This is a genomic window from Simiduia curdlanivorans (assembly GCF_030409605.1).
Taxonomy (GTDB): domain Bacteria; phylum Pseudomonadota; class Gammaproteobacteria; order Pseudomonadales; family Cellvibrionaceae; genus Simiduia; species Simiduia curdlanivorans.
On record NZ_JAUFQG010000004.1, the window covers coordinates 3,002,606 to 3,021,217 of the forward strand.

Annotated in this window: 18 protein-coding genes; 14 read left to right on the forward strand and 4 right to left on the reverse strand. The window is 51.1% G+C overall.

The annotated features are described in order from the left end of the window. The first annotated feature begins 59 nt into the window (after positions 1 to 59). From QWY82_RS13305 to QWY82_RS13320, 4 genes are all read left to right on the forward strand, one after another. Positions 60 to 824: a DsbC family protein gene (locus tag QWY82_RS13305; protein ID WP_290263149.1), complete on the forward strand. Its 765-nt coding sequence runs from the start codon at positions 60 to 62 to the stop codon at positions 822 to 824. A 149-nt stretch (positions 825 to 973) separates the two neighbouring features. Continuing rightward, positions 974 to 2,281 carry a homoserine dehydrogenase gene (locus QWY82_RS13310; protein ID WP_290263151.1) on the forward strand — a complete coding sequence of 436 codons (1,308 nt, stop codon included), beginning with the start codon at positions 974 to 976 and terminating at the stop codon, positions 2,279 to 2,281. A 39-nt stretch (positions 2,282 to 2,320) separates the two neighbouring features. Further along, a complete protein-coding gene (gene thrC / locus QWY82_RS13315) occupies positions 2,321 to 3,718 on the forward strand; it encodes a threonine synthase (protein WP_290263152.1) in 1,398 nt (465 codons plus the stop codon). Between the two features lie 88 nt (positions 3,719 to 3,806). After that, the gene (locus tag QWY82_RS13320) at positions 3,807 to 4,250 is read left to right on the forward strand and encodes an acyl-CoA thioesterase (RefSeq protein WP_290263154.1); all 444 of its coding nucleotides are present in this window, start codon (positions 3,807 to 3,809) and stop codon (positions 4,248 to 4,250) included. Between the two features lie 25 nt (positions 4,251 to 4,275). On the opposite strand, the gene QWY82_RS13325 is transcribed toward QWY82_RS13320, so the two are convergent. Next, positions 4,276 to 4,632, reverse strand: a complete 357-nt coding sequence (locus tag QWY82_RS13325) for a cupin domain-containing protein (RefSeq protein WP_290263156.1) — start codon at positions 4,630 to 4,632, stop codon at positions 4,276 to 4,278. A 132-nt stretch (positions 4,633 to 4,764) separates the two neighbouring features. Here QWY82_RS13325 and recJ point away from each other — a divergent pair, with 132 nt between their 5' ends. After that, a complete protein-coding gene (gene recJ, locus QWY82_RS13330; RefSeq protein ID WP_290263158.1) occupies positions 4,765 to 6,489 on the forward strand; it encodes a single-stranded-DNA-specific exonuclease RecJ in 1,725 nt (574 codons plus the stop codon). Here the strand turns inward: recJ and QWY82_RS13335 are convergent. Further along, positions 6,464 to 7,129: an arylesterase gene (locus QWY82_RS13335; protein WP_290263160.1), complete on the reverse strand. Its 666-nt coding sequence runs from the start codon at positions 7,127 to 7,129 to the stop codon at positions 6,464 to 6,466. The two genes, recJ and QWY82_RS13335, sit on opposite strands and share 26 nt — an antisense overlap. A gap of 210 nt (positions 7,130 to 7,339) precedes the next feature. Between QWY82_RS13335 and QWY82_RS13340 the strand changes: the two genes are divergently transcribed. The 7 genes from QWY82_RS13340 (at position 7,340) to ung (ending at position 15,800) form a co-directional block, all read left to right on the forward strand. Then, a complete protein-coding gene (locus tag QWY82_RS13340; protein WP_290263161.1) occupies positions 7,340 to 8,056 on the forward strand; it encodes an ABC transporter ATP-binding protein in 717 nt (238 codons plus the stop codon). Next, positions 8,050 to 10,572: an ABC transporter permease gene (locus tag QWY82_RS13345; RefSeq protein WP_290263163.1), complete on the forward strand. Its 2,523-nt coding sequence runs from the start codon at positions 8,050 to 8,052 to the stop codon at positions 10,570 to 10,572. The genes QWY82_RS13340 and QWY82_RS13345 overlap by 7 nt, the downstream gene beginning before the upstream one ends. Before the next feature lie 90 nt (positions 10,573 to 10,662). Next, positions 10,663 to 11,100 (forward strand): MerR family transcriptional regulator, encoded by a 438-nt coding sequence (locus QWY82_RS13350; RefSeq protein WP_290263164.1) that lies wholly within the window; start codon positions 10,663 to 10,665, stop codon positions 11,098 to 11,100. Next, positions 11,097 to 12,320 (forward strand): permease, encoded by a 1,224-nt coding sequence (locus tag QWY82_RS13355; protein ID WP_290263166.1) that lies wholly within the window; start codon positions 11,097 to 11,099, stop codon positions 12,318 to 12,320. The genes QWY82_RS13350 and QWY82_RS13355 overlap by 4 nt, the downstream gene beginning before the upstream one ends. A gap of 110 nt (positions 12,321 to 12,430) precedes the next feature. Further along, positions 12,431 to 13,526 (forward strand): peptide chain release factor 2 gene (gene prfB, locus QWY82_RS13360; protein ID WP_290263168.1). Its coding sequence is split into 2 segments (ribosomal slippage): positions 12,431 to 12,502 and positions 12,504 to 13,526, totalling 1,095 coding nucleotides; the frame shifts between segments, so codons are not numbered across the junction. Between the two features lie 20 nt (positions 13,527 to 13,546). After that, complete coding sequence (gene lysS / locus QWY82_RS13365) at positions 13,547 to 15,037, forward strand: lysine--tRNA ligase (RefSeq protein ID WP_290263169.1); 1,491 nt, start codon at positions 13,547 to 13,549, stop codon at positions 15,035 to 15,037. A 64-nt stretch (positions 15,038 to 15,101) separates the two neighbouring features. Beyond that, the gene (gene ung / locus QWY82_RS13370; protein ID WP_290263172.1) at positions 15,102 to 15,800 is read left to right on the forward strand and encodes a uracil-DNA glycosylase; all 699 of its coding nucleotides are present in this window, start codon (positions 15,102 to 15,104) and stop codon (positions 15,798 to 15,800) included. Positions 15,801 to 15,864: 64 nt separating this feature from the next. Here the strand turns inward: ung and QWY82_RS13375 are convergent, their stop codons facing one another. Both QWY82_RS13375 and ygfZ read right to left on the reverse strand, forming a co-directional pair. Next, positions 15,865 to 16,701 carry an HDOD domain-containing protein gene (locus QWY82_RS13375; protein WP_290263174.1) on the reverse strand — a complete coding sequence of 279 codons (837 nt, stop codon included), beginning with the start codon at positions 16,699 to 16,701 and terminating at the stop codon, positions 15,865 to 15,867. Between the two features lie 34 nt (positions 16,702 to 16,735). Then, complete coding sequence (gene ygfZ / locus QWY82_RS13380; protein ID WP_290263176.1) at positions 16,736 to 17,713, reverse strand: CAF17-like 4Fe-4S cluster assembly/insertion protein YgfZ; 978 nt, start codon at positions 17,711 to 17,713, stop codon at positions 16,736 to 16,738. 178 nt (positions 17,714 to 17,891) lie between these two features. Between ygfZ and QWY82_RS13385 the strand changes: the two genes are divergently transcribed. After that, entirely contained in the window at positions 17,892 to 18,140 is a 249-nt protein-coding gene (locus tag QWY82_RS13385; RefSeq protein ID WP_290263180.1) for an FAD assembly factor SdhE, read from the forward strand. Further along, on the forward strand, positions 18,097 to 18,612 hold the full coding sequence (locus QWY82_RS13390; RefSeq protein ID WP_290263182.1) for a protein YgfX: 516 nt from the start codon (positions 18,097 to 18,099) through the stop codon (positions 18,610 to 18,612). Before QWY82_RS13385 ends, QWY82_RS13390 begins: the two co-directional genes overlap by 44 nt.

An 18,612-nucleotide genomic window follows, 5' to 3' on the forward strand; every position in this document is an offset into this window, starting at 1 on the left:
TTGCGAGTGATTTAGTTATGATCGGCTCCAGTTGGAATTAATACGCATATAGGTATGACATGTTAAAAAAAGTGAAGGGCGTTATTGCAGTCGTTTCAGTGCTGGCATCTATGGGTGTCAGTGCTCAGTTGGCCACGGGTATTGCTAAACTTTCGCCTGAAATTGAGGCGCGATTGACCGCGAAAATATCGGCCGCTGTCCCTCACATGGCCGTTGAGGGTGTCACACTGGGCCCGTTTCCGGGTATTTATGCCGTTAAATTGGCCAATGGGCCCGTGGTTTACACCGATGTTGCTGGCGATTTGTTTATTGCCGGCGATCTGTACCGTATTCAAGGCGGGCGCCTCATCGATGTGGGCGAGCTTGAAATGCAGAAAGATCGCAAGCCTAAGTTAGCGGCCTTGGATAATAAGGACATGATTGTTTACCCGGCAAAGGGTAAAACCCGCGGCGCTATCTATGTCTTTACCGACGTAGATTGTGGTTTCTGTCGCAAGCTGCACCAAGAGGTGCCGGCATTGAATGCGGCTGGCGTTGAAGTTCGCTACTTGGCCTATCCCCGCGCCGGTTTGCGCTCTGAGTCGTATAACAAACTCGCGCGCGCTTGGTGTTCGGATGATCAGCAAGGCACCCTGACACGCTTGAAAAGCGGCCTCGATATTCAGAGCGCCGTCTGTCCGCAAAACCCCATCGCAAAGCAGTATGAGTTTGGTTCGAGCATTGGTGTGAGGGGAACGCCGGCCATCTTTTTGGAGTCTGGCGAGTTAATTTCCGGCTATCGCACCAGCGATGTACTGCTCGAGGCGCTGGGGCTAGATTCCTAGCGTCAATAAACCCGCGTAGGCCGCAGAATCCCTAATTGACAGTTCAGTTAGGGATCAGTAAGGTTGCCGTCTTTTTGCAAGAATAACCCGAAACATCTCATTCTAGCGCAACATTTGTTTGCGCTTTTCGCTATTCAGAGGAAGTAATTTTGAAACCGGTGAAAGTTGGCATTTGTGGCCTTGGTACTGTTGGTGGTGGCACATTTAACGTTTTAACACGCAATAAGCGCGATATTAGCGCTAGAGCCGGTGTAGAAATTGACATTATTCAGGTGGGTACTCGGCGCGGAAATAGCGCGTGTGACCTAGCGCAAACGGCCGTGGCAACGGATATCTTCGAGGTGGTTAGAAACCCCGAGGTCGATATTGTGGTGGAATTGATTGGCGGCACCACGGTGGCCAAAGAGCTGGTGCTTGAGGCGATCGCCAATGGCAAGCAGGTGGTTACTGCCAACAAAGCGCTCATTGCCGAACACGGCAATGAAATCTTCGCGCGCGCTGCCGAGCAGGGCGTGAGTGTGGCGTTCGAGGCGGCTGTAGCTGGTGGTATCCCCATCATTAAAGCGCTGCGGGAAGGCTTGGCAGGTAATCGCATCGAGTGGTTGGCGGGTATCATTAACGGTACTGGTAACTTTATTCTCACCGAAATGCGCGACAAGGGCCGCGCCTTCGACGACGTTCTGCAAGAGGCGCAGGAATTGGGCTATGCCGAAGCCGACCCAACCTTCGATGTGGAAGGCATTGATGCCGCCCATAAGCTGGTTATCCTCGCGTCTTTGGCGTTCGGTATGCCGCTGCAATTTGACAAGGTGTTTACCGAAGGCATCAGCAAGATAGCCCCAGAAGACGTGGCCTATGCGCAAGAGCTAGGTTACCGCATTAAGCATTTGGGGATCGCCAAACAAACTGCGGCTGGCATCGAGTTGCGCGTACATCCAACCATGATTCCAGAAAAGCGTTTAATCGCCAACGTCGATGGTGTGATGAATGCGGTGTTGGTGAAAGGCGATGCCGTTGGTTCAACGCTTTACTACGGCGCTGGTGCTGGCGCCGAGCCAACGGCATCGGCAGTGGTAGCCGATATCGTCGATTTAGCGCGAAGTTTAACCGTAGCGTTTGAACATCGTGTGCCGGCACTGGGTTTTCATCCGCAGGGGCAAAATAAAAGCCCGAACATTTTGCCGCAAAGCGACGTTGAAACGGCTTACTACCTGCGTCTACTCGCGGAAGATCGCCCAGGTGTGCTAGCGCAAATTTCCACCATATTGGCCGATGCCAATATTAGCGTTGAAGCACTGATTCAAAAGGAGCCGCAACAAGACGCGCCACAGGTTCCGCTTATTTTATTAACCAGCCGCGCCATCGAGCGCCAGTTAATGAATGCAATAGAAAAAATTGAAGCGCTAAGCGTAATTCATGGTGAAGTCACCCATATACGGGTTGAGTCTTTGGGTTGATTTTTCGCTAGCACCTTACGATATTTTTTGGATTAGATTGTGAAATACATAAGCACTCGCGGGCAAGCGCCCGCACTTAATTTTGAAGATGCAGTACTGACGGGGTTGGCCAGCGACGGCGGTCTCTATGTTCCGGAAACGCTACCGGTATTTGATACGGCAACCATCGCCTCTTGGGCGGGGCTGTCTTATCAGGCCTTGGCGTTTGAAATTATTAAACCCTTTGTCGATGGCGCATTAAGTGATGCCGAGCTCAAGGCAATTATTGAAAAAGCCTATGCAAGTTTTCGTCACGATGCCATTGCACCGCTAGTGCAAACCGGCCATAACGAGTGGATTCTGGAATTGTTCCAGGGCCCAACGCTGGCATTTAAAGATTTTGCGCTGCAATTTTTGGGGCATTTGCTGGATCACATTCTCGCCAAGCGCAAACAAAAAGTGGTGGTGATGGGTGCAACCTCTGGCGATACTGGCTCGGCTGCCATTGAAGGTTGCAGCCGCTGCGATAATATCGACATTTTTATTTTGCACCCGCATAAGCGCGTTTCCGATGTGCAGCGTCGCCAGATGACCACGGTACTGGCTAAAAATGTTCATAACATTGCTCTCGAAGGTAATTTTGACGATTGCCAAAATATGGTGAAAGCCAGTTTTGCCGATCAATCTTTTTTGCCGGAAGGCAGGCAGTTAGTGGCGGTCAACTCCATTAACTGGGCGCGCATTATGGCGCAAATTGTCTACTATTTTTATGCCTCCTTGGCGCTCGGCGGCCCCCATCGGGCTGTGTCTTTCTCTGTGCCCACCGGAAACTTTGGCGATATTTTTGCCGGTTACCTAGCCAGCAAGATGGGCTTGCCAATTGAGCAGCTAATTATTGCCACCAATGCTAACGATATCCTGCACCGCTGTATCAGCGCCAATGATCACTCCAAGCAACCCTTAGTGCATAGCTTGTCGCCTAGCATGGATATTATGGTGTCGTCTAATTTCGAGCGCTTGCTGTTCGATCTGTACGACCGCGACGGCGCGGCCATCACGGAACTGATGACGCAGTTTAAAAGCGGCACTATGACGCTTTCAGCTGAAGCCATGGTAAAAGCGCGATCACTTTTCTCCAGTTATCGCTTAGGTGACGAGGAAATGTTGACGGTAATTCAGACTGTATTTGAGCGCACCGGTTACTTGTTAGACCCGCACACAGCCATCGGTGTTCAGGCTGCAAGGTCGAATCGCAGCAATCAATCGACGCCGGTAGTTTGCCTCGCCACGGCGCATCCGGCCAAATTCCCTGAGGCGGTTATGAAAGCGGGGCAGGGTCAAGAGCCAGCTTTGCCGCACCATATGCAGGATTTGTTTGAGCGCGAAGAGCGCTATGAAGTTTTGGCTAATGATATTCATGCCGTGCAAAAATTTGTCGCAACCAATACACGAAAATAAGAGCTGGAAGCTACGGCTCCCGCTTTTATCTTTACCTTGAGCTAGGTGCGAAATAGTGTGGTTTTAGTGCAATAAAAGGGGCGATATAGTGAGAACGCATACCACCGAAATGTCCGTGCTAGTGACGCCAGAGATGAGTAACTTTGGCGGTAAAATGCACGGCGGCGAACTGCTGAAATTACTGGATAAGGTGGCCTATACCGCCGCCATTCGCTACTGCGGTTCTTACGTGGTGACTTTATCGGTGGATAACGTGCTATTTAAAGAGCCCATTGCCATTGGCGAGCTGTTAACACTGTTAGCGTCGGTGAATTACACCGGTACCAGCTCCATGGAAATTGGCATTAAAGTAATTTCAGAAAATTTAGAAACCGGCGTTGTACGCCATACCAATACCAGCTACTTTACCATGGTGGCCATTGACGCACAGGGCAAGGCCATTCCGGTTGAAAAACTTGCGGTGAACACCGAGGATCAACAGCGCCGTTGGAATCAGGCTGAGGCTCGCCGCAAAGCGCGCAAACCTCGCTAAGTTCAGTAATTTTGATGGATGTTTTTTATTCTGCTTTCTCGTAAATAGCATAAAACTTCTGCACGCTATTTATGGTTTCCCAGGTGCCCGAGAAACCGGCGGGCACCACAAAGGCATCGCCCTTGGTCAATTTTTCTCCCACCCCGTTTTGATCGGTAATGATCGCCTCGCCGTCAATAATGTAGCAAAACTCATCCTCGGTGTAGTTCAGTGTCCATTTACCCGCGTCTGAAGACCATACACCGCAATGAAAATTATTCTGGCTGTTAGTGAATTGATGCGCGGTGGTGCTGTTCGGTTTACCTTGCAGTACTTTTGCAGAGGCGATAGGCCCATGGCTAATATCCCCAGCATTGGGAGTTACTCGAATAATGGCGGTCATCTGTTGTTCATCCTAGCTGTTGGCTATGTGTATTGGACGCGTAAAGGGTTAAGGGTCCAGTGTAGTCGAGTGGCAGAGAACTGGCTTTGCCCCAATCGTGTTATCCTGCCGCTATTGCAAAGGTAACAATGTATGGATATTCGCCAGCGCGCGGTCAATTTCGATTCGCTTCGTTTTTCCTCTTCTATGCCTAAGGTACTACAACGTATTTACGGCGCTCGTGGTGCCGTCTCGGAGGATGATTTACCGACCCAACTTGCACAGTTGATGCCACCCGCCATGCTGGGCATTGATGCTGCCGTGGCTGTACTGGCTGAGGCCATAGCAACGCAGCAGCGCATTTTGATCGTCGGTGACTTTGATGCCGACGGGGCAACCAGTTCGGCTTTAGCTGTGTTGGCGCTGCAATCCATGGGTGCCCATTGGGTTGATTTTTTGGTGCCCAATCGCTTTGATTTTGGCTATGGCTTAACGCCGGAAATTGTCGAAGTGGCAAAGTCCTTCGCGCCCGATGTGATCGTTACCGTCGATAACGGGATATCGAGTATCGCCGGCGCTAAAGCGGTAAAGGATGCGGGTATAAAACTCGTTATCACTGATCACCATTTGCCCGCCGATGAGACGCCAGTGGCCGACGCCATTGTTAACCCGAATCAGCATGGCTGTGAATTCTTAAGTAAAAACTTGGCGGGCGTGGGTGTTATTTTTTACGTGATGAGTAAATTGCGCACGACCTTGAAAGCCCGTAACTGGTTCACCGCACAAGGAATAGCCGAACCCAATATGGCGCAATTTTTGGATCTGGTTGCCTTGGGTACCGTGGCCGATGTGGTACCGCTTGATGCCAATAATCGATTGCTGGTGAGGCAGGGTTTAGCACGTATTAAGGCTGGCGCCTGTCGACCTGGTATTACCGCACTGCTGCAAGTGGCTGGGCGCAACCCGGCAGGCATTCAAAGCTCAGACATGGGCTTCGCGGTGGGGCCGCGACTGAATGCGGCTGGTCGCTTAGATGATATGACGCTCGGTATTCAATGTTTACTCAGTCAGAATGCCGATCAGGCCATGGCAATTGCACAGCAACTCGATGATTTTAACCGCGACCGGCGCTCGATTGAATCAGCTATGCAAAAGGAGGCCGAGGCGGCGTTGAGTGCCTTGCACATGACGGACGATCAGCCCTGGGGGATCAGCCTGTTTCACGAGCAATGGCACCAAGGGGTGATTGGCATTTTAGCTTCGCGTATTAAAGAGCGCTTTCATCGCCCGGTGATATTGTTCGCGCTGGCCGGCGACGGTGAAATCAAAGGCTCGGGCAGATCTATCCAGGGCCTGCATTTACGCGACGCACTCGATCGCGTGGCGGTACTAAACCCGGGCTTAATTATTAAATTCGGCGGCCATGCGATGGCCGCGGGGTTGAGTTTGAAGTTAGAAGATTTTGCCCGTTTTCAATCGGCTTTCGATAGCGTATGCCGGTCGATGTTGAGCGAATCCGATTTGCAGGCGGTTATGTTTACCGACGGAGAATTGGACTCGCAAGATTATTCCTTAGCTTTTGCCGAAACCTTAATCAATGCCGGACCCTGGGGCCAACATTTTCCGGAGCCCAGTTTTGATGGTGATTTTATTTTGCGTGAACAGCGTATCGTCGGCGCTAAACATTTAAAAATGACCTTGTCGCCGGTGCAAAATCCGGCCCAGAGTTTTGATGCTATTGCCTTCGGGGTGGACTTAGCGCTGTGGCCTAACGCAGCCGCTCAGCGTATTCGTGCGGTATTTAAATTGGATATCAATGAATTTCGCGGCCAGCGTAATTTGCAGCTGATGGTTAATTATTTGACGGCTGTAAGTTAAGGTTTTTTAGGCCGGTTATCACGGCGTCTCTCATAAAGGGTTGCGCCGCTTCCGTGGGGTGAATGCCGTCTGCTTGCATCATGCCGTCTTGTAGCGCCAGCTGCGCTAGAAAAAACGGAATCAATTGCACTTTATGTTCGTCGGCAAGAGAAGTGTAAAGATGGGTAAATTTTTCGGTGTAGCGCTTGCCGTAATTGGGTGGAATTTGCATCTCCATTAACAGTACCTCGATGTTTTGCGCCTTGGCCAAACCGATGATATCTGACAATTGACTACGCAGTTGGCTAAGTGAGTAGCCCCTTAGGCCGTCATTGCCGCCGAGCTCAACAATAAGAATGGCAGGGCTGTGAGCTTGCAGTAGTGCCGGCAAACGGGCTAGGCCGCCGGCGCTCGTTTCACCGCTGATGCTGGCATTGACCACGCGATAGTCCTGCTCCAGCGCCGTTTGCAACAGATTCACCCAGCCTGATTCGAGATTGCTGAGCCCATAACCCGCACTTAAACTATCGCCCAACACCAACAGTGTTGGCAGTGATGCTTTGTTATCTGGCTCAGCCCAGCTTGGAATTGCGATCAGTAGTAGCAGGGTTGCGAGCAGTACACATTGACGGCGAATGTAATCTGTTAAGGTATGGGTCATCGTAGATAGCGTAGAAGTTGAGTATGTAGGCTTTACTGTGCTTAATTCGTTTCTCGAATGCAAGGCCAAATCGTTATAACCTAGGCCTCGCTAGATGAGCAGAGTTGCGCTTTGATGAACTGTTTTGTGATTAAGGTTTAGTATCTGATCAGCCGCTTGCAGCGGCTAACTGTGGATTTGCAGTGAGTACATTTAAATAGGAACCCGTTGATGATTTTGGCTAAAAATATCCATAAGCGCGTGCAAACCTCGGCGGGCGAATTAAGTATTTTGTCGGGTGTAAACGTGAGTGTTGCCGACGGCGATAGCCTCGCGATTGTCGGGGCCTCGGGCTCCGGTAAATCGACACTCTTGGGTATTTTGGCTGGGTTAGATATACCGAGCGAAGGCTCGGTCAGCCTGGACGGGCGGAACCTAAACGAACTTGATGAGGATGGCCGTGCTAAGGTTCGCTCTGAGTCCTTAAGCTTTGTGTTTCAGTCATTCCAGTTGATGCCGGGCTTGACGGCACTTGAGAATGTCATGCTGCCGCTTGAGATCAAGGGTTTAAAGGATGCCGCCAAGCGCGCCAAGTTTTACCTAGATCAAGTTGGGCTGGAACATAGAGCTAACCATTATCCGCCCCAGCTTTCGGGTGGTGAGCAGCAGCGTGTCGCTATTGCCAGAGCTTTTGCCAGCGAGCCAAAGATTCTTTTTGCCGATGAGCCGACGGGCAATTTAGACGCGCACACGGGTGCGAAAATTATTGAGTTGCTGTTTCAGCTTAACGCTAAAAATAATGCCACCTTGGTTTTAGTGACCCATGAACAACGGTTGGCCGATCGCTGCCATCACCAGTTGATACTCGAAGCTGGCGTTGAGTTAAACGCGGCCACCACTGCGCAGATAGAACAGCAGGCTGAAGCATTGATGGACCAGCCATGTTAAGTATTCGTTTGTTATATCGGAATTTACGCAGCCCTGAGGTGAGAATATTGGGCCTGGCAACCTTAATGGCGGTTGCCTTGGTGAGTGCTATTGCCATCTTTACCGATCGCTTACAGCAAGCTATGGAAACTGAATCCCACGCCTTCATTGCCGCCGATCGCTTAATTCGCTCGAATAAACCGATCAATGAACAATGGTATGTGCAAGCAGATGCCGCTGGATTAAAAACGGCACAGACCATTAGTTTCGCTTCAATGGTGTTTAACGGCGATCACTCCCATTTGGCGTCGGTAAAAGCCGTCAGCACTAACTACCCCTTAATTGGCAAACTTGAAACTAGGCTGATTCCCTTTGGTGATGACCCAGTTAAGTTTGATACTACAGGGCCTAACCCCGGTGAAGTGTGGGTGGAATCGCGCCTGTTTCCCTTGCTTAAATTGTCCGTTGGGCAAAGCATTGAAGTGGGTGAACGATTGCTTGTGGTCAGTCGGGTATTGGTTAGCGAGCCGGATAGAAATCAAGGTTTTATGAACTTTGGTGCTCGGGTGCTGATGCATGTCGACGATCTTGCATCAACCGGTGTTATACAAGAAGGTAGTCGCGCGACCTTTAGTTTGTTGCTGGCCGGCTCTAAGCCCAGCATCGATCAATACTTAAAAGATTTATCGCCCGCGCTGTCGGTACACGAGCGCGTGGTGGATGTGGCGAGCGCACAAAAACGAATCGCCAGAAGTTTGGAAACAGCGCGGAGTTTTTTAATGCTCGCCAGTGTTTTTGGTGTGTTGTTGGCGGGTATCGCTATCGCCATCGCCGCACAGCGTTTTTGTAGTCGCCATATTGATCAAGTGGCGCTGTTAAAAAGCCTTGGCGCTGTCAGTGGACAGATTCGTAAACTCTATCTAGCGCAATTAGCCTGGTTAGCACTTTTAGCCTCTGTGTTTGGCTTGATCTTGGGCTTGGTGGTGCAAAGTTTAATTGCCCAAAGTATCGCGCAACTGGTGACGGTCTCTTTGCCAGCGCCATCACTTTTTCCCGCCATGCTGGGTGTGCTCGCGGGTTTCTTGTGTTTGTTTTTCTTTGCCTTGCCGCCACTCTGGCCTTTGCCGCAAGTGGCGCCTATAAAAGTGTTACGCCGTGAAATGGTCATAGCCACCACACCGAAGCTAGCTCAGTTAGGCATTGGCCTTGTGTCATTGTTCCTTTTACTTTGGGTTTACAGCGGCGCTTTCGTTTTATCTTCATCTGTTATGGCCATTTGGACGGCGGTTGCCGTTATCGCTGTGCTGCTGGCGCGCGCGGGTATTTGGTTGTTAGGCCGTTACGCGGTGAATTTGGGTAGTCAGTGGCGCTTGGCGATTGCGTCGCTGAAACGGCGGGGCGGTGAATCAAGCCTGCAGGTGGTGGTGTTTGGCACGGCGCTCATGTTGCTGGCAACCTTATTGTTGGTGCGCAGTTCTTTGATAGAGGAGTGGCGTTTACAGTTACCCGCCGAAGCGCCTAATCACTTCGTGGTTAATCTAGGCCCCCAGGAAATTGCAAGTTTCGAGCAGCTGCTGGCGGCTAAGCAATTGCAACATAAAGGCCTTTATCCCTTGGTTCGCGGTCGCATCACGCAGGTTAATGGCGAAGATGCTAGGGCGCGTAAGGCCATAGCGAGTCAAGACGATAAAACGCAAGAGGACAATGCTGAGCCGGAGGGGCCAGAAGCCTTAAGCCGAGAGCTCAATCTCAGTTGGAGCGCCGAACTGCCCGCAGAAAATATTATCGAGGCGGGCCAGTGGTGGGTGCAGGATAAGCCCGGTGTTTTCATCTCTGTTGAGCAGGAAATGGCCAAGAGTATGAACCTAGCCCTTGGCGATACGCTGACTTTCAGTATTGGCGGGTTAACCTTGGATGCCGAAGTTCAGAGCATACGCAGTTTACGCTGGGATTCCTTACAACCTAATTTTTATGTGTTGTTTCAGCCCGGCGCCTTAGCCCAATTTGCACCTATGTACATGACCAGTTTACACGTACCTTCAGACCAAGGCCGGTTCGTCGCCAATTTATTGACCCAGCATCCCACTGTGCTGGTGATCGAAATGGAAAAAATATTCGAGCAGGTGCGGCAGGTTATTACCCAGGTCAGCGGTGCCGTTGAACTGGTGTTTTGGTTGGTTTTAGTTGCCGCCTTGTTGGTTCTAGTGGCCGCGATTAGCGCCAGTATGGATAGTCGAATTCAGGAGCTTGGCTTACTGCGCGCTATGGGCGTTACCCGCACCTTGTTACGGCAGCGTTTATTCGTGGAATTCTGCTGTCTCGGTTTACTCTCGGGCTTGATTGCCGCCTTAGGTGCAGAGTCCATGTTGTGGGCCTTACAAACACTGGTATTCAAGATTCAATGGGTGCCTCACCCTTGGATATGGCTACTGACTCCTGGGTTTAGCGGGCTGTTAATCGGCGCTATCGGGTTTTGGGCTTGTCGCCATTTGGTTAATTTACCGCCTGCCACAGTGCTGCGCATGGCGGCGTCCTAGGTTTTATCCTTACGCGTTTGGTCTTCGGTCTTAGCCTTCAGACTTAACCCTTGACCTTAACCTAAGGTAAGGGTTAATACTGGCTTCATTGTGTTACAGCATGAACGGCAGGGGCTTATGTACATCAATGAAGTGGCTAAAATTACCGGCTTAACCGCTAAGGCGATTCGCTATTACGAGGCCGAAGGCATAGTGGCGGCCTCTGGGCGCAGCGACAGCGGCTACCGGCTCTACTCGCGCGAAAATCTCGATCACCTTTGTTTCTTGCAGCATGCCCGTGGCGTCGGCTTTTCGGTGCAAGAGTCGGCCAAATTATTGAACCTCTACCGCAGTAACCCAGACGCCAGCGACACAGTGAAAGCCCTGGTGGGCGAAAAATTGGCCCAGTTGCGCAGTAAAAAGCGCGAGATAGAGCGGTTAGAGGCGACCTTAGAGAATCTTTGGGCCTGTTGTGATGGCCGAGGCGAGCATCACTGCGAAATTTTGGAGCGGTTGGCGAGCGAAGAGTTTCACGGAGGTTTGCAATGAGTGTGGATAAATCCTGCTGTGCTGACCAAGCGCGACGCGATCAATCGTCAAGTGAGGCATCTAAGTCCGAGTTAGCCAAGGCTAACGCTAGGGCCAGCGACAAGTCGGCCAGTTGCTGTGGCTCGAGCGCCACGAACTCAAAACCTGATCAATCAGAAGGCCAGGCGACTGCCGGTTCCTGTTGTCCCTCAGACGTTGAACACAGCCATGGTCGAGTCGACTACCTGCTGTGGGGCGGTCTTTTTTTGATTTCTCTGCTGTACGGTCTATCGCTTAGCTCTGTTGTCGGTGTCGATCACGATGCCGCTTTGTCCATCGCCGCTCACACGGTGTATGAGTTGATCAATACCATGTGGTGGGGCGTGTTACTCGCGGCACTATTCGTTGGCTTATTGGCTGTGGTGCCTCAAACCTTAATCTTGGGCCTGCTGGGCCAAGGCGGTAGCAAAACCGGCGTTATTAGAGCAACCGCCGCCGGTTTGTTGTTGGACCTGTGCTCGCACGGCGTGTTGATGGTGGGCATGCAGCTCTACAAGCGCGGTGCCAGCCTGGGTCAAGTGATGGCCTTTTTGATCGCCACGCCTTGGAATTCCCTGTCGCTCACCATCATCATGGTGGCGTTGATTGGCCTCCAGTGGACCTTGTGCTTCATTTTCTTTTCTTTGTTGATCGCTTTGGTAACGGGATTTTGGATTGATAGCTTAGTGACGAAGGGCAAGTTGGCGTCAAATCCAAATCATATGGAACTACCGGCTGACTATCGCTGGCGTACCGAGTTTGCTCAAGCCTGGCGGCGTATAGAGTGGCGCTTTGGCCTTATTCCCGAGTTGTTATGGGGCGGTTTGAAAGGCTCGGCCATGGTGATTCGCTGGCTGTTTGTGGGTGTGTTGCTCGCGGCAGCGGTGCGGGCTTTTGTGGATGTCTCGGTATTTGCCCAATGGTTCGGTCCAAGTTTGCTCGGTTTGGCCGTGACCCTTGTTGCCGCAACCATTATCGAGGTTTGCTCTGAGGGCTCGACGCCCCTAGCGGCGGAGCTGGTGACCCGTGCCAGCGCCCCCGGCAATGCCTTTACCTTCATGATGGCCGGGGTGTCGACGGACTACACAGAGATTATGTCGCTCAAAGACACGACCCAATCTTGGCGCTTGGCGCTGGCACTGCCGCTGTACACTTTGCCTCAGATTTTACTGGTTGGTTGGCTGCTTAACACCTTGAGTTAACAGACTTTTATCGAAAATCCTCGGTAATTCGGGCTTGGTGAGACCCTAAGCCTGAGTTACAATCCGCGCCTTTCGATTTAATGTCCATCCAATGGACGCAGTGGAATAGCATGGAAATCAACCCCTACGTATTGGCCCTCAAAGATCTTAAAGCGCGTACTGATGTGCTTAGGGGGTACCTTTGACTACGCCGAAAAAAAAGAACGCTTAGCGGAAGTCGAATTAGAACTGGCCGAACCCAACGTCTGGAATGACCAGGATCGAGCCCAGGCCTTAGGTAAAGAGCGCTCGGCACTGGAGTTGGTGGTCAGCACCATTGAAAACCTCGATGCCGGCGTCGCCGATTGCGGCGATCTTTTGGCCATGGCAGCGGAAGAGGAGGATCAAGATTCTGTCGACGCCGTAGTGGCCGATATTGCCGGGCTCGAAAAGCAGCTGTCTGTGCTGGAGTTTCGGCGCATGTTTTCCGGCGATATGGATGCTAACAATGCCTATCTCGATATTCAATCAGGCTCCGGTGGCACAGAGGCACAAGATTGGGCCGAAATGGTGTTGCGCATGTATTTGCGTTGGGGCGAGGCCAGAGGTTTTAAAACCACCCTTGAAGAAGCCTCCGCCGGCGATGTTGCCGGGATAAAAAGTGCCACCATTTGCTTCGAAGGTGAGTACGCTTTTGGTTGGTTGCGCACCGAGACTGGTGTTCATCGGCTAGTGCGTAAATCGCCCTTCGACTCGGGCAATCGTCGTCACACCTCGTTTTGCTCTGTGTTCGTTTCCCCGGAAATTGACGATAATTTTGAGATCGACATTAACCCCTCGGATGTTCGCACCGATACCTATCGTGCTTCCGGTGCTGGTGGTCAGCACGTTAACAAAACCGACTCTGCGGTGCGTTTAACCCACGTGCCCACCAATACGGTTGTGCAGTGTCAGAGCGAGCGCTCGCAGCATCAAAACCGCGACAAAGCCTGGAAAATGCTACGCGCCCGTTTGTACGAATTGGAAATGCAAAAACGTTCGGCGGAAAAGCAAGTGCTCGAAGATGGCAAGTCGGATATTGGCTGGGGTAGTCAGATTCGCTCTTACGTTTTGGATGATTCACGCATCAAAGATTTGCGCACCAGCGTTCAAACCAGCAATTGCCAAGCGGTACTGGATGGCGATTTAGATCAATTTATCGAGGCTAGCCTAAAGGCCGGCCTGTAATTTAGCAACGAGTTCACATCATGAGTAACGACAACCAAACCAACGCCGCACCCGATGAAAACCGTTTAATCGCCGAGCGCCGTGCAAAACTTGCCGCCATTCGGGAGCAGGGCAATGCCTTCCCAAACAGTTTTCGCCGCGATCATACCGCTGCTGAATTGCAAGCGGCCCATGGCGATAAAACCAAGGAGGAGTTGGAAACTTTGGGTTTGGTTGCCTCGGTTGCTGGTCGCGTGATGGCCAAGCGCGGCCCCTTCCTGGTACTGCAAGATGGCAGCGGTCAAATTCAGTTGTACGCCGATAAGGCGGCGCAGCAAACCTTAAAGGATACAACGGGCCTTTGGGATATTGGCGATTTGGTTGGCGTCAAAGGCCAGCTGCATAAATCCGGCAAGGGTGATTTGTACGTCAATCTAGGCGAGTTTGAACTATTAACCAAAGCGCTTCGCCCACTACCGGATAAATTTCATGGCCTAAGTGATCAAGAAATTCGCTATCGCCAGCGCTATGTGGACTTGATGGTTAACCCGGAAGTTCGCGATGTGTTTCGCACCCGCACAAAAGTGATTAGCTTCATTCGAAATTATTTAAATCAAGCGGATTTCATGGAAGTGGAAACACCCATGCTGCACGTAATTCCCGGTGGCGCGTCGGCCAAGCCATTTGAAACCCATCACAACGCCTTAGATGTTGAAATGTTTTTGCGCATTGCGCCAGAACTTTACTTGAAGCGTTTGGTCGTGGGTGGCTTTGAGCGAGTGTATGAAATTAATCGCAATTTCCGCAACGAAGGTTTGTCGACCCGGCACAACCCCGAATTCACCATGCTTGAGTTCTACCAGGCCTATGCTGATTTTAATGATTTAATGGATTTGACCGAAGACATGCTGCGCAAGTTGGCGCAGGAAGTGTTGGGCTCTACCGCGTTTAATTATCAGGGTACTGATTTTGATTTTGCTCAGCCGTTTACCCGTATCTCTGTGGTTGATGCCATTTTAAAACACAACCCACAGATCACCGCCAATCAACTTTGCACGCTAGACAGCGCTGTTGCTTTGGCGAAGTCACTGAAAATCCCTGTAAAAGATTCCTGGGGTTTAGGTAAGGTTCAGATTGAAATCTTCGACGAAACCACGGAGAGCAAGTTGATTCAGCCGACTTTTATTACCGAGTACCCGGCTGAAGTATCGCCCTTGGCGCGTCGTAACGACGACAACCCCTTTGTTACAGATCGCTTTGAATTTTTTGTCGGTGGCCGTGAATTGGCCAATGGTTTCTCCGAACTTAACGATGCGGAAGATCAGGCCGAGCGCTTTATGGCGCAGGTGCGGGAAAAGGATGCTGGCGATGATGAGGCCATGCACTACGACGCCGATTATGTGCGCGCGCTGGAATACGGCTTGCCGCCCACAGCCGGCGAGGGAATTGGTATCGATCGCTTGGTTATGTTATTAACTAACTCGGCGTCGATTCGCGATGTATTGCTCTTCCCGCATATGCGACCAGAATGAGTGATTGTTTAATTAAAAGCCGCATTGCGGCTTTTTTTTCGAGGTTACAAACAGAGACAGTTTGATGAGCTTTGACTTAAGTCGTATTGATGCATCTTGGCGTCGTATCATGGAACCCGCACTGGCGACGCCAGCCATGGTAAAACTCGATCAGTTTTTACAGGTGGAGCTAAGCCAAGGCAAGGTTATCTATCCAGCGCAAGTGCATTGGTTCAAGGCTTTCGAGATGACGCCCTTAGCGACCATAAAAGTGGTGATTGTCGGTCAAGACCCTTATCACGGCGCTGGGCAGGCGCACGGCTTAAGTTTTAGTGTGCCGGAGTCTCTTGCACTTCCGCCTAGCTTGAAAAATATTTTTAAAGAGATTAGCGGCGCTTCGGCGCACTCCGCTAATGGTGATTTAAGTGCTTGGGCTGAGCAGGGGGTGTTTCTTCTCAATGCCGCGTTAACGGTGGAGGAGGGCAAGGCTGGGTCTCATGCGAAGAAGGGCTGGTTAGAGTTTACGGAGAGCTGTTTGCGCGCCGTTAATGAACAGTGTTCAAAGGTGGTATTTTTGGCCTGGGGCAGGTTTGCGCACAAACTTTGTGCCGGCGTCGACCAAGCTAAACATGTGGTCATTAAAACGTCGCACCCAAGCCCTTTGGGTGCCTATAAATCTGGCGCAGATTTTTCGGCGTTTTTAGGTTCGGGTTGTTTTGAGCAAGCCAATAAGCAGTTATCAGCTTGGAGCAAAACACCGATTCGTTGGCGTGTGGGCGAATAAACAAGCCAAAAGTATTTAACACCATTGGCTTTTGTTGCGGAATTGGCGCTGAGAAGCTCGCTCGTTATTGAAGTAGCGCCATAGCGGCTTCCATTTCGGCACTTAAATCATCGGCATCCGCTGATTCCATATCTGAATCCAAACCGAGGCGAGCAAAGGAGGCGACGCTGGAATAATCAATTTGCGCCAAGGGGTGGTTCGAACCCATATAACTCTGCAGCATGGCAACGGTGACAATATCGGCATAATCGGCTTCTTTGTTATCTCGATCGAACTGCACATGCTGAGTCGGAATGTGGATCAGTTGTTCGGGAAAGTCCCAGCGCTTTAAAATTCTGTCGCCGAGCGGGCCTTGCAGCTGCTCTATCACGGTATCGAGGGTAAAACTATCGCGCATGAGCGCTGGGTTTTCCTCGGCATACGTCAGTATGGGCAGCACGCCGATGCGATGCACGAGGCCCGCCAGGGTTGCTTGGTCGGGTCGGAGTTTGGTTCTGTGTTTGCATAACACATGGCAGATCCCGGCAATTTCACTCGAACGGGTCCACACTTCGCGCATGCGCTTGTCGACTAGGTCTGTGGTGGCTTGGAACATTTGCGACATGGCTAAACCGGTGGCGATGTTACATGTGTATTCAATACCAAGCCGCGCTAAGGCCATTTTTAGATCGGTGATTTCTTTGCTGCCGCGCAGTAGTGGGCTATTGGCCACCTTGATTAACCGAGCAGTTAAGGCGGCGTCGCTGCCAATGACTTTGCCGAGCTCATTGATGCTCGCGTCGGGATCTTCCGCAACTTCGCGCACCCTTAATGCGACTTCGGGTAGGGTGGGGAGCACGAGTCGATCGGCCTCAAGCGCTGAAATGATGTCTTGACTCACTTTTTCGGCCAGTTGGCTCATACCTATACTCCAGAGTAATAATTTGCGATAAAAGTTACTTGTTTATAGCATAAGGTAGCTCGAATCGACTGAGTTTTTCGGCCTTTTCAGTGGCTAAGTGCAAATTGTTGTCGGCCAAATCAATTTTTAGGTCTGCCAATATCAGCCACTCATTTTGGCCTGACTGGGCTCGCCAGAGTAGTTTCCCAGCCGCTGTGCTATCGGCGTTAATAATGCAGCCGAGCTCAGGCGCCGACTCGCTCTCCAGCTTAAAGCCGTATAGATGGGATTTAGCTGTCGCTTTGTAGTGCATGCGGGCGACCACTTCTTGCCCCGTGTAGCAGCCCTTCCTAAAGCTTATGGCGTCGATAAATTGGTGGTTGATATGATGCGGTGTAAATTGCTCCCGTGTTGATTCATCTACCCAAGCTATGCCTTGCTCGATAAGAAACTTTTGCCAGTGGCGCCAGCCGCCCAGGGTTGGGCGCCAGCTCTTAAGTATCTCGCTGGCCGCTGCAGTATCAACACTGATTAACAAGTCGCGGCTATTTAGCCTTAACAAGTGATTGTTTGCCGATGTTGCGGCTTGCCAGCGCTCTTGTGGTATTTGTGTGTGATCAAAAGCGCTTTGCAGGGAGGGGCTGCTTGCGGACGGATCACCTTGAACGAGAAGTAGCTGCGTGTCCGGCACGGGGTTTAAGCTCGCCTTGGAAAATACCAAGTATTTTTTCAAGTTGGTGACAAGAGCTTCGGCATTGTTGGCCGGCATAATTAATCGGGCGCCATTTGCGTGTGTCGGTAGTGCGATGAGTGTTCCGAGCACCCGGCCTTTGGGTGTGCAGTGGTCTGCGATGAAGCCGTATCCTCTTTCAAGCAGTTTAGTGTCTTGGGTTATCTGACCTTGGAGAAATTTGTAGGCATCCGGACCTTCGAGATCAAAGGCGGTGAGTCCGCTCAGTAGGGTTAGGCAAGGCGCTTCCGATGATGGGAAGGGGTTGGCGGTGAAATACTGCGCCGTGTCGTCAGGTGACATCACAGCACCTTTATCTGTCAGTAATTGCCGCCAGCTGTCTATCATTTAACTATTGTCCGTATCAGAAGTGGGTTGCGGGTGAAATGCAGAACCTAGGCCGCTATAATGCCAATCGCTTGCGCTTTGGCAAGCGCGAATTAACCGAAACATGCTGGAGTAGGTTGGGTTGGAGGTTGTAGTGGATAGAAATCGCTTGTTTTGGGGTAGTCGCCGGGGAATGTTAGAGCTCGATCTGGTTTTATTGCCCTTTTTGGATAATGTCTATCCCAGCCTTGCTCAAGAGGACAAAGAGCGCTATTGGAAACTGTTGGAGTCTGAGGATCAGGATATGTTCGGCTGGTTTTTAAAGCGCATGGACCCGGAAGACAAGGAAATGTTAAAAATTGTCGAAATCATTCGCAACAATACAGGGCTCCAACCTAGCTGAGTTAAGCGCCATCTCACTCGCGCCTGCACGCCAGGAGCAGTATTACAAAGGCAGCTTACTCGGGCTTGTGTTGCTGCCTACTTTTCTACTCTTTTTCCCCTACATTGAATTTTGGTTTGGTGGCAGCGGTTATCATCTTCTGGCAACCTTCAGTGTACGAAGCATTGCTCTTCTGATTGCGCTTGGTTGTTTTATTTTGGCGCTGTTTGCCTATCTCGTTTATCTTTCTGTAAGCCCGCTCAACCGCGGTATTACCGATCAATATTTGCGTAAAAATGACGTGGGGTGGTGGCTTGGTGCTGGCAGTCAGTGGCGTCCAGTAACTCTGACCGGCGAGGCGTTGATTAGCTTTTGGCTGATAGTATTAAAAGTTCGTTGTCAGGGCTCGAGCCGCTCGCGCTATGTCTGGTTATGGCAGGATGCTGTGGGTGCGGGCACCCACAGAAAATTGCGCTTGTTGTTGCGCCAATAA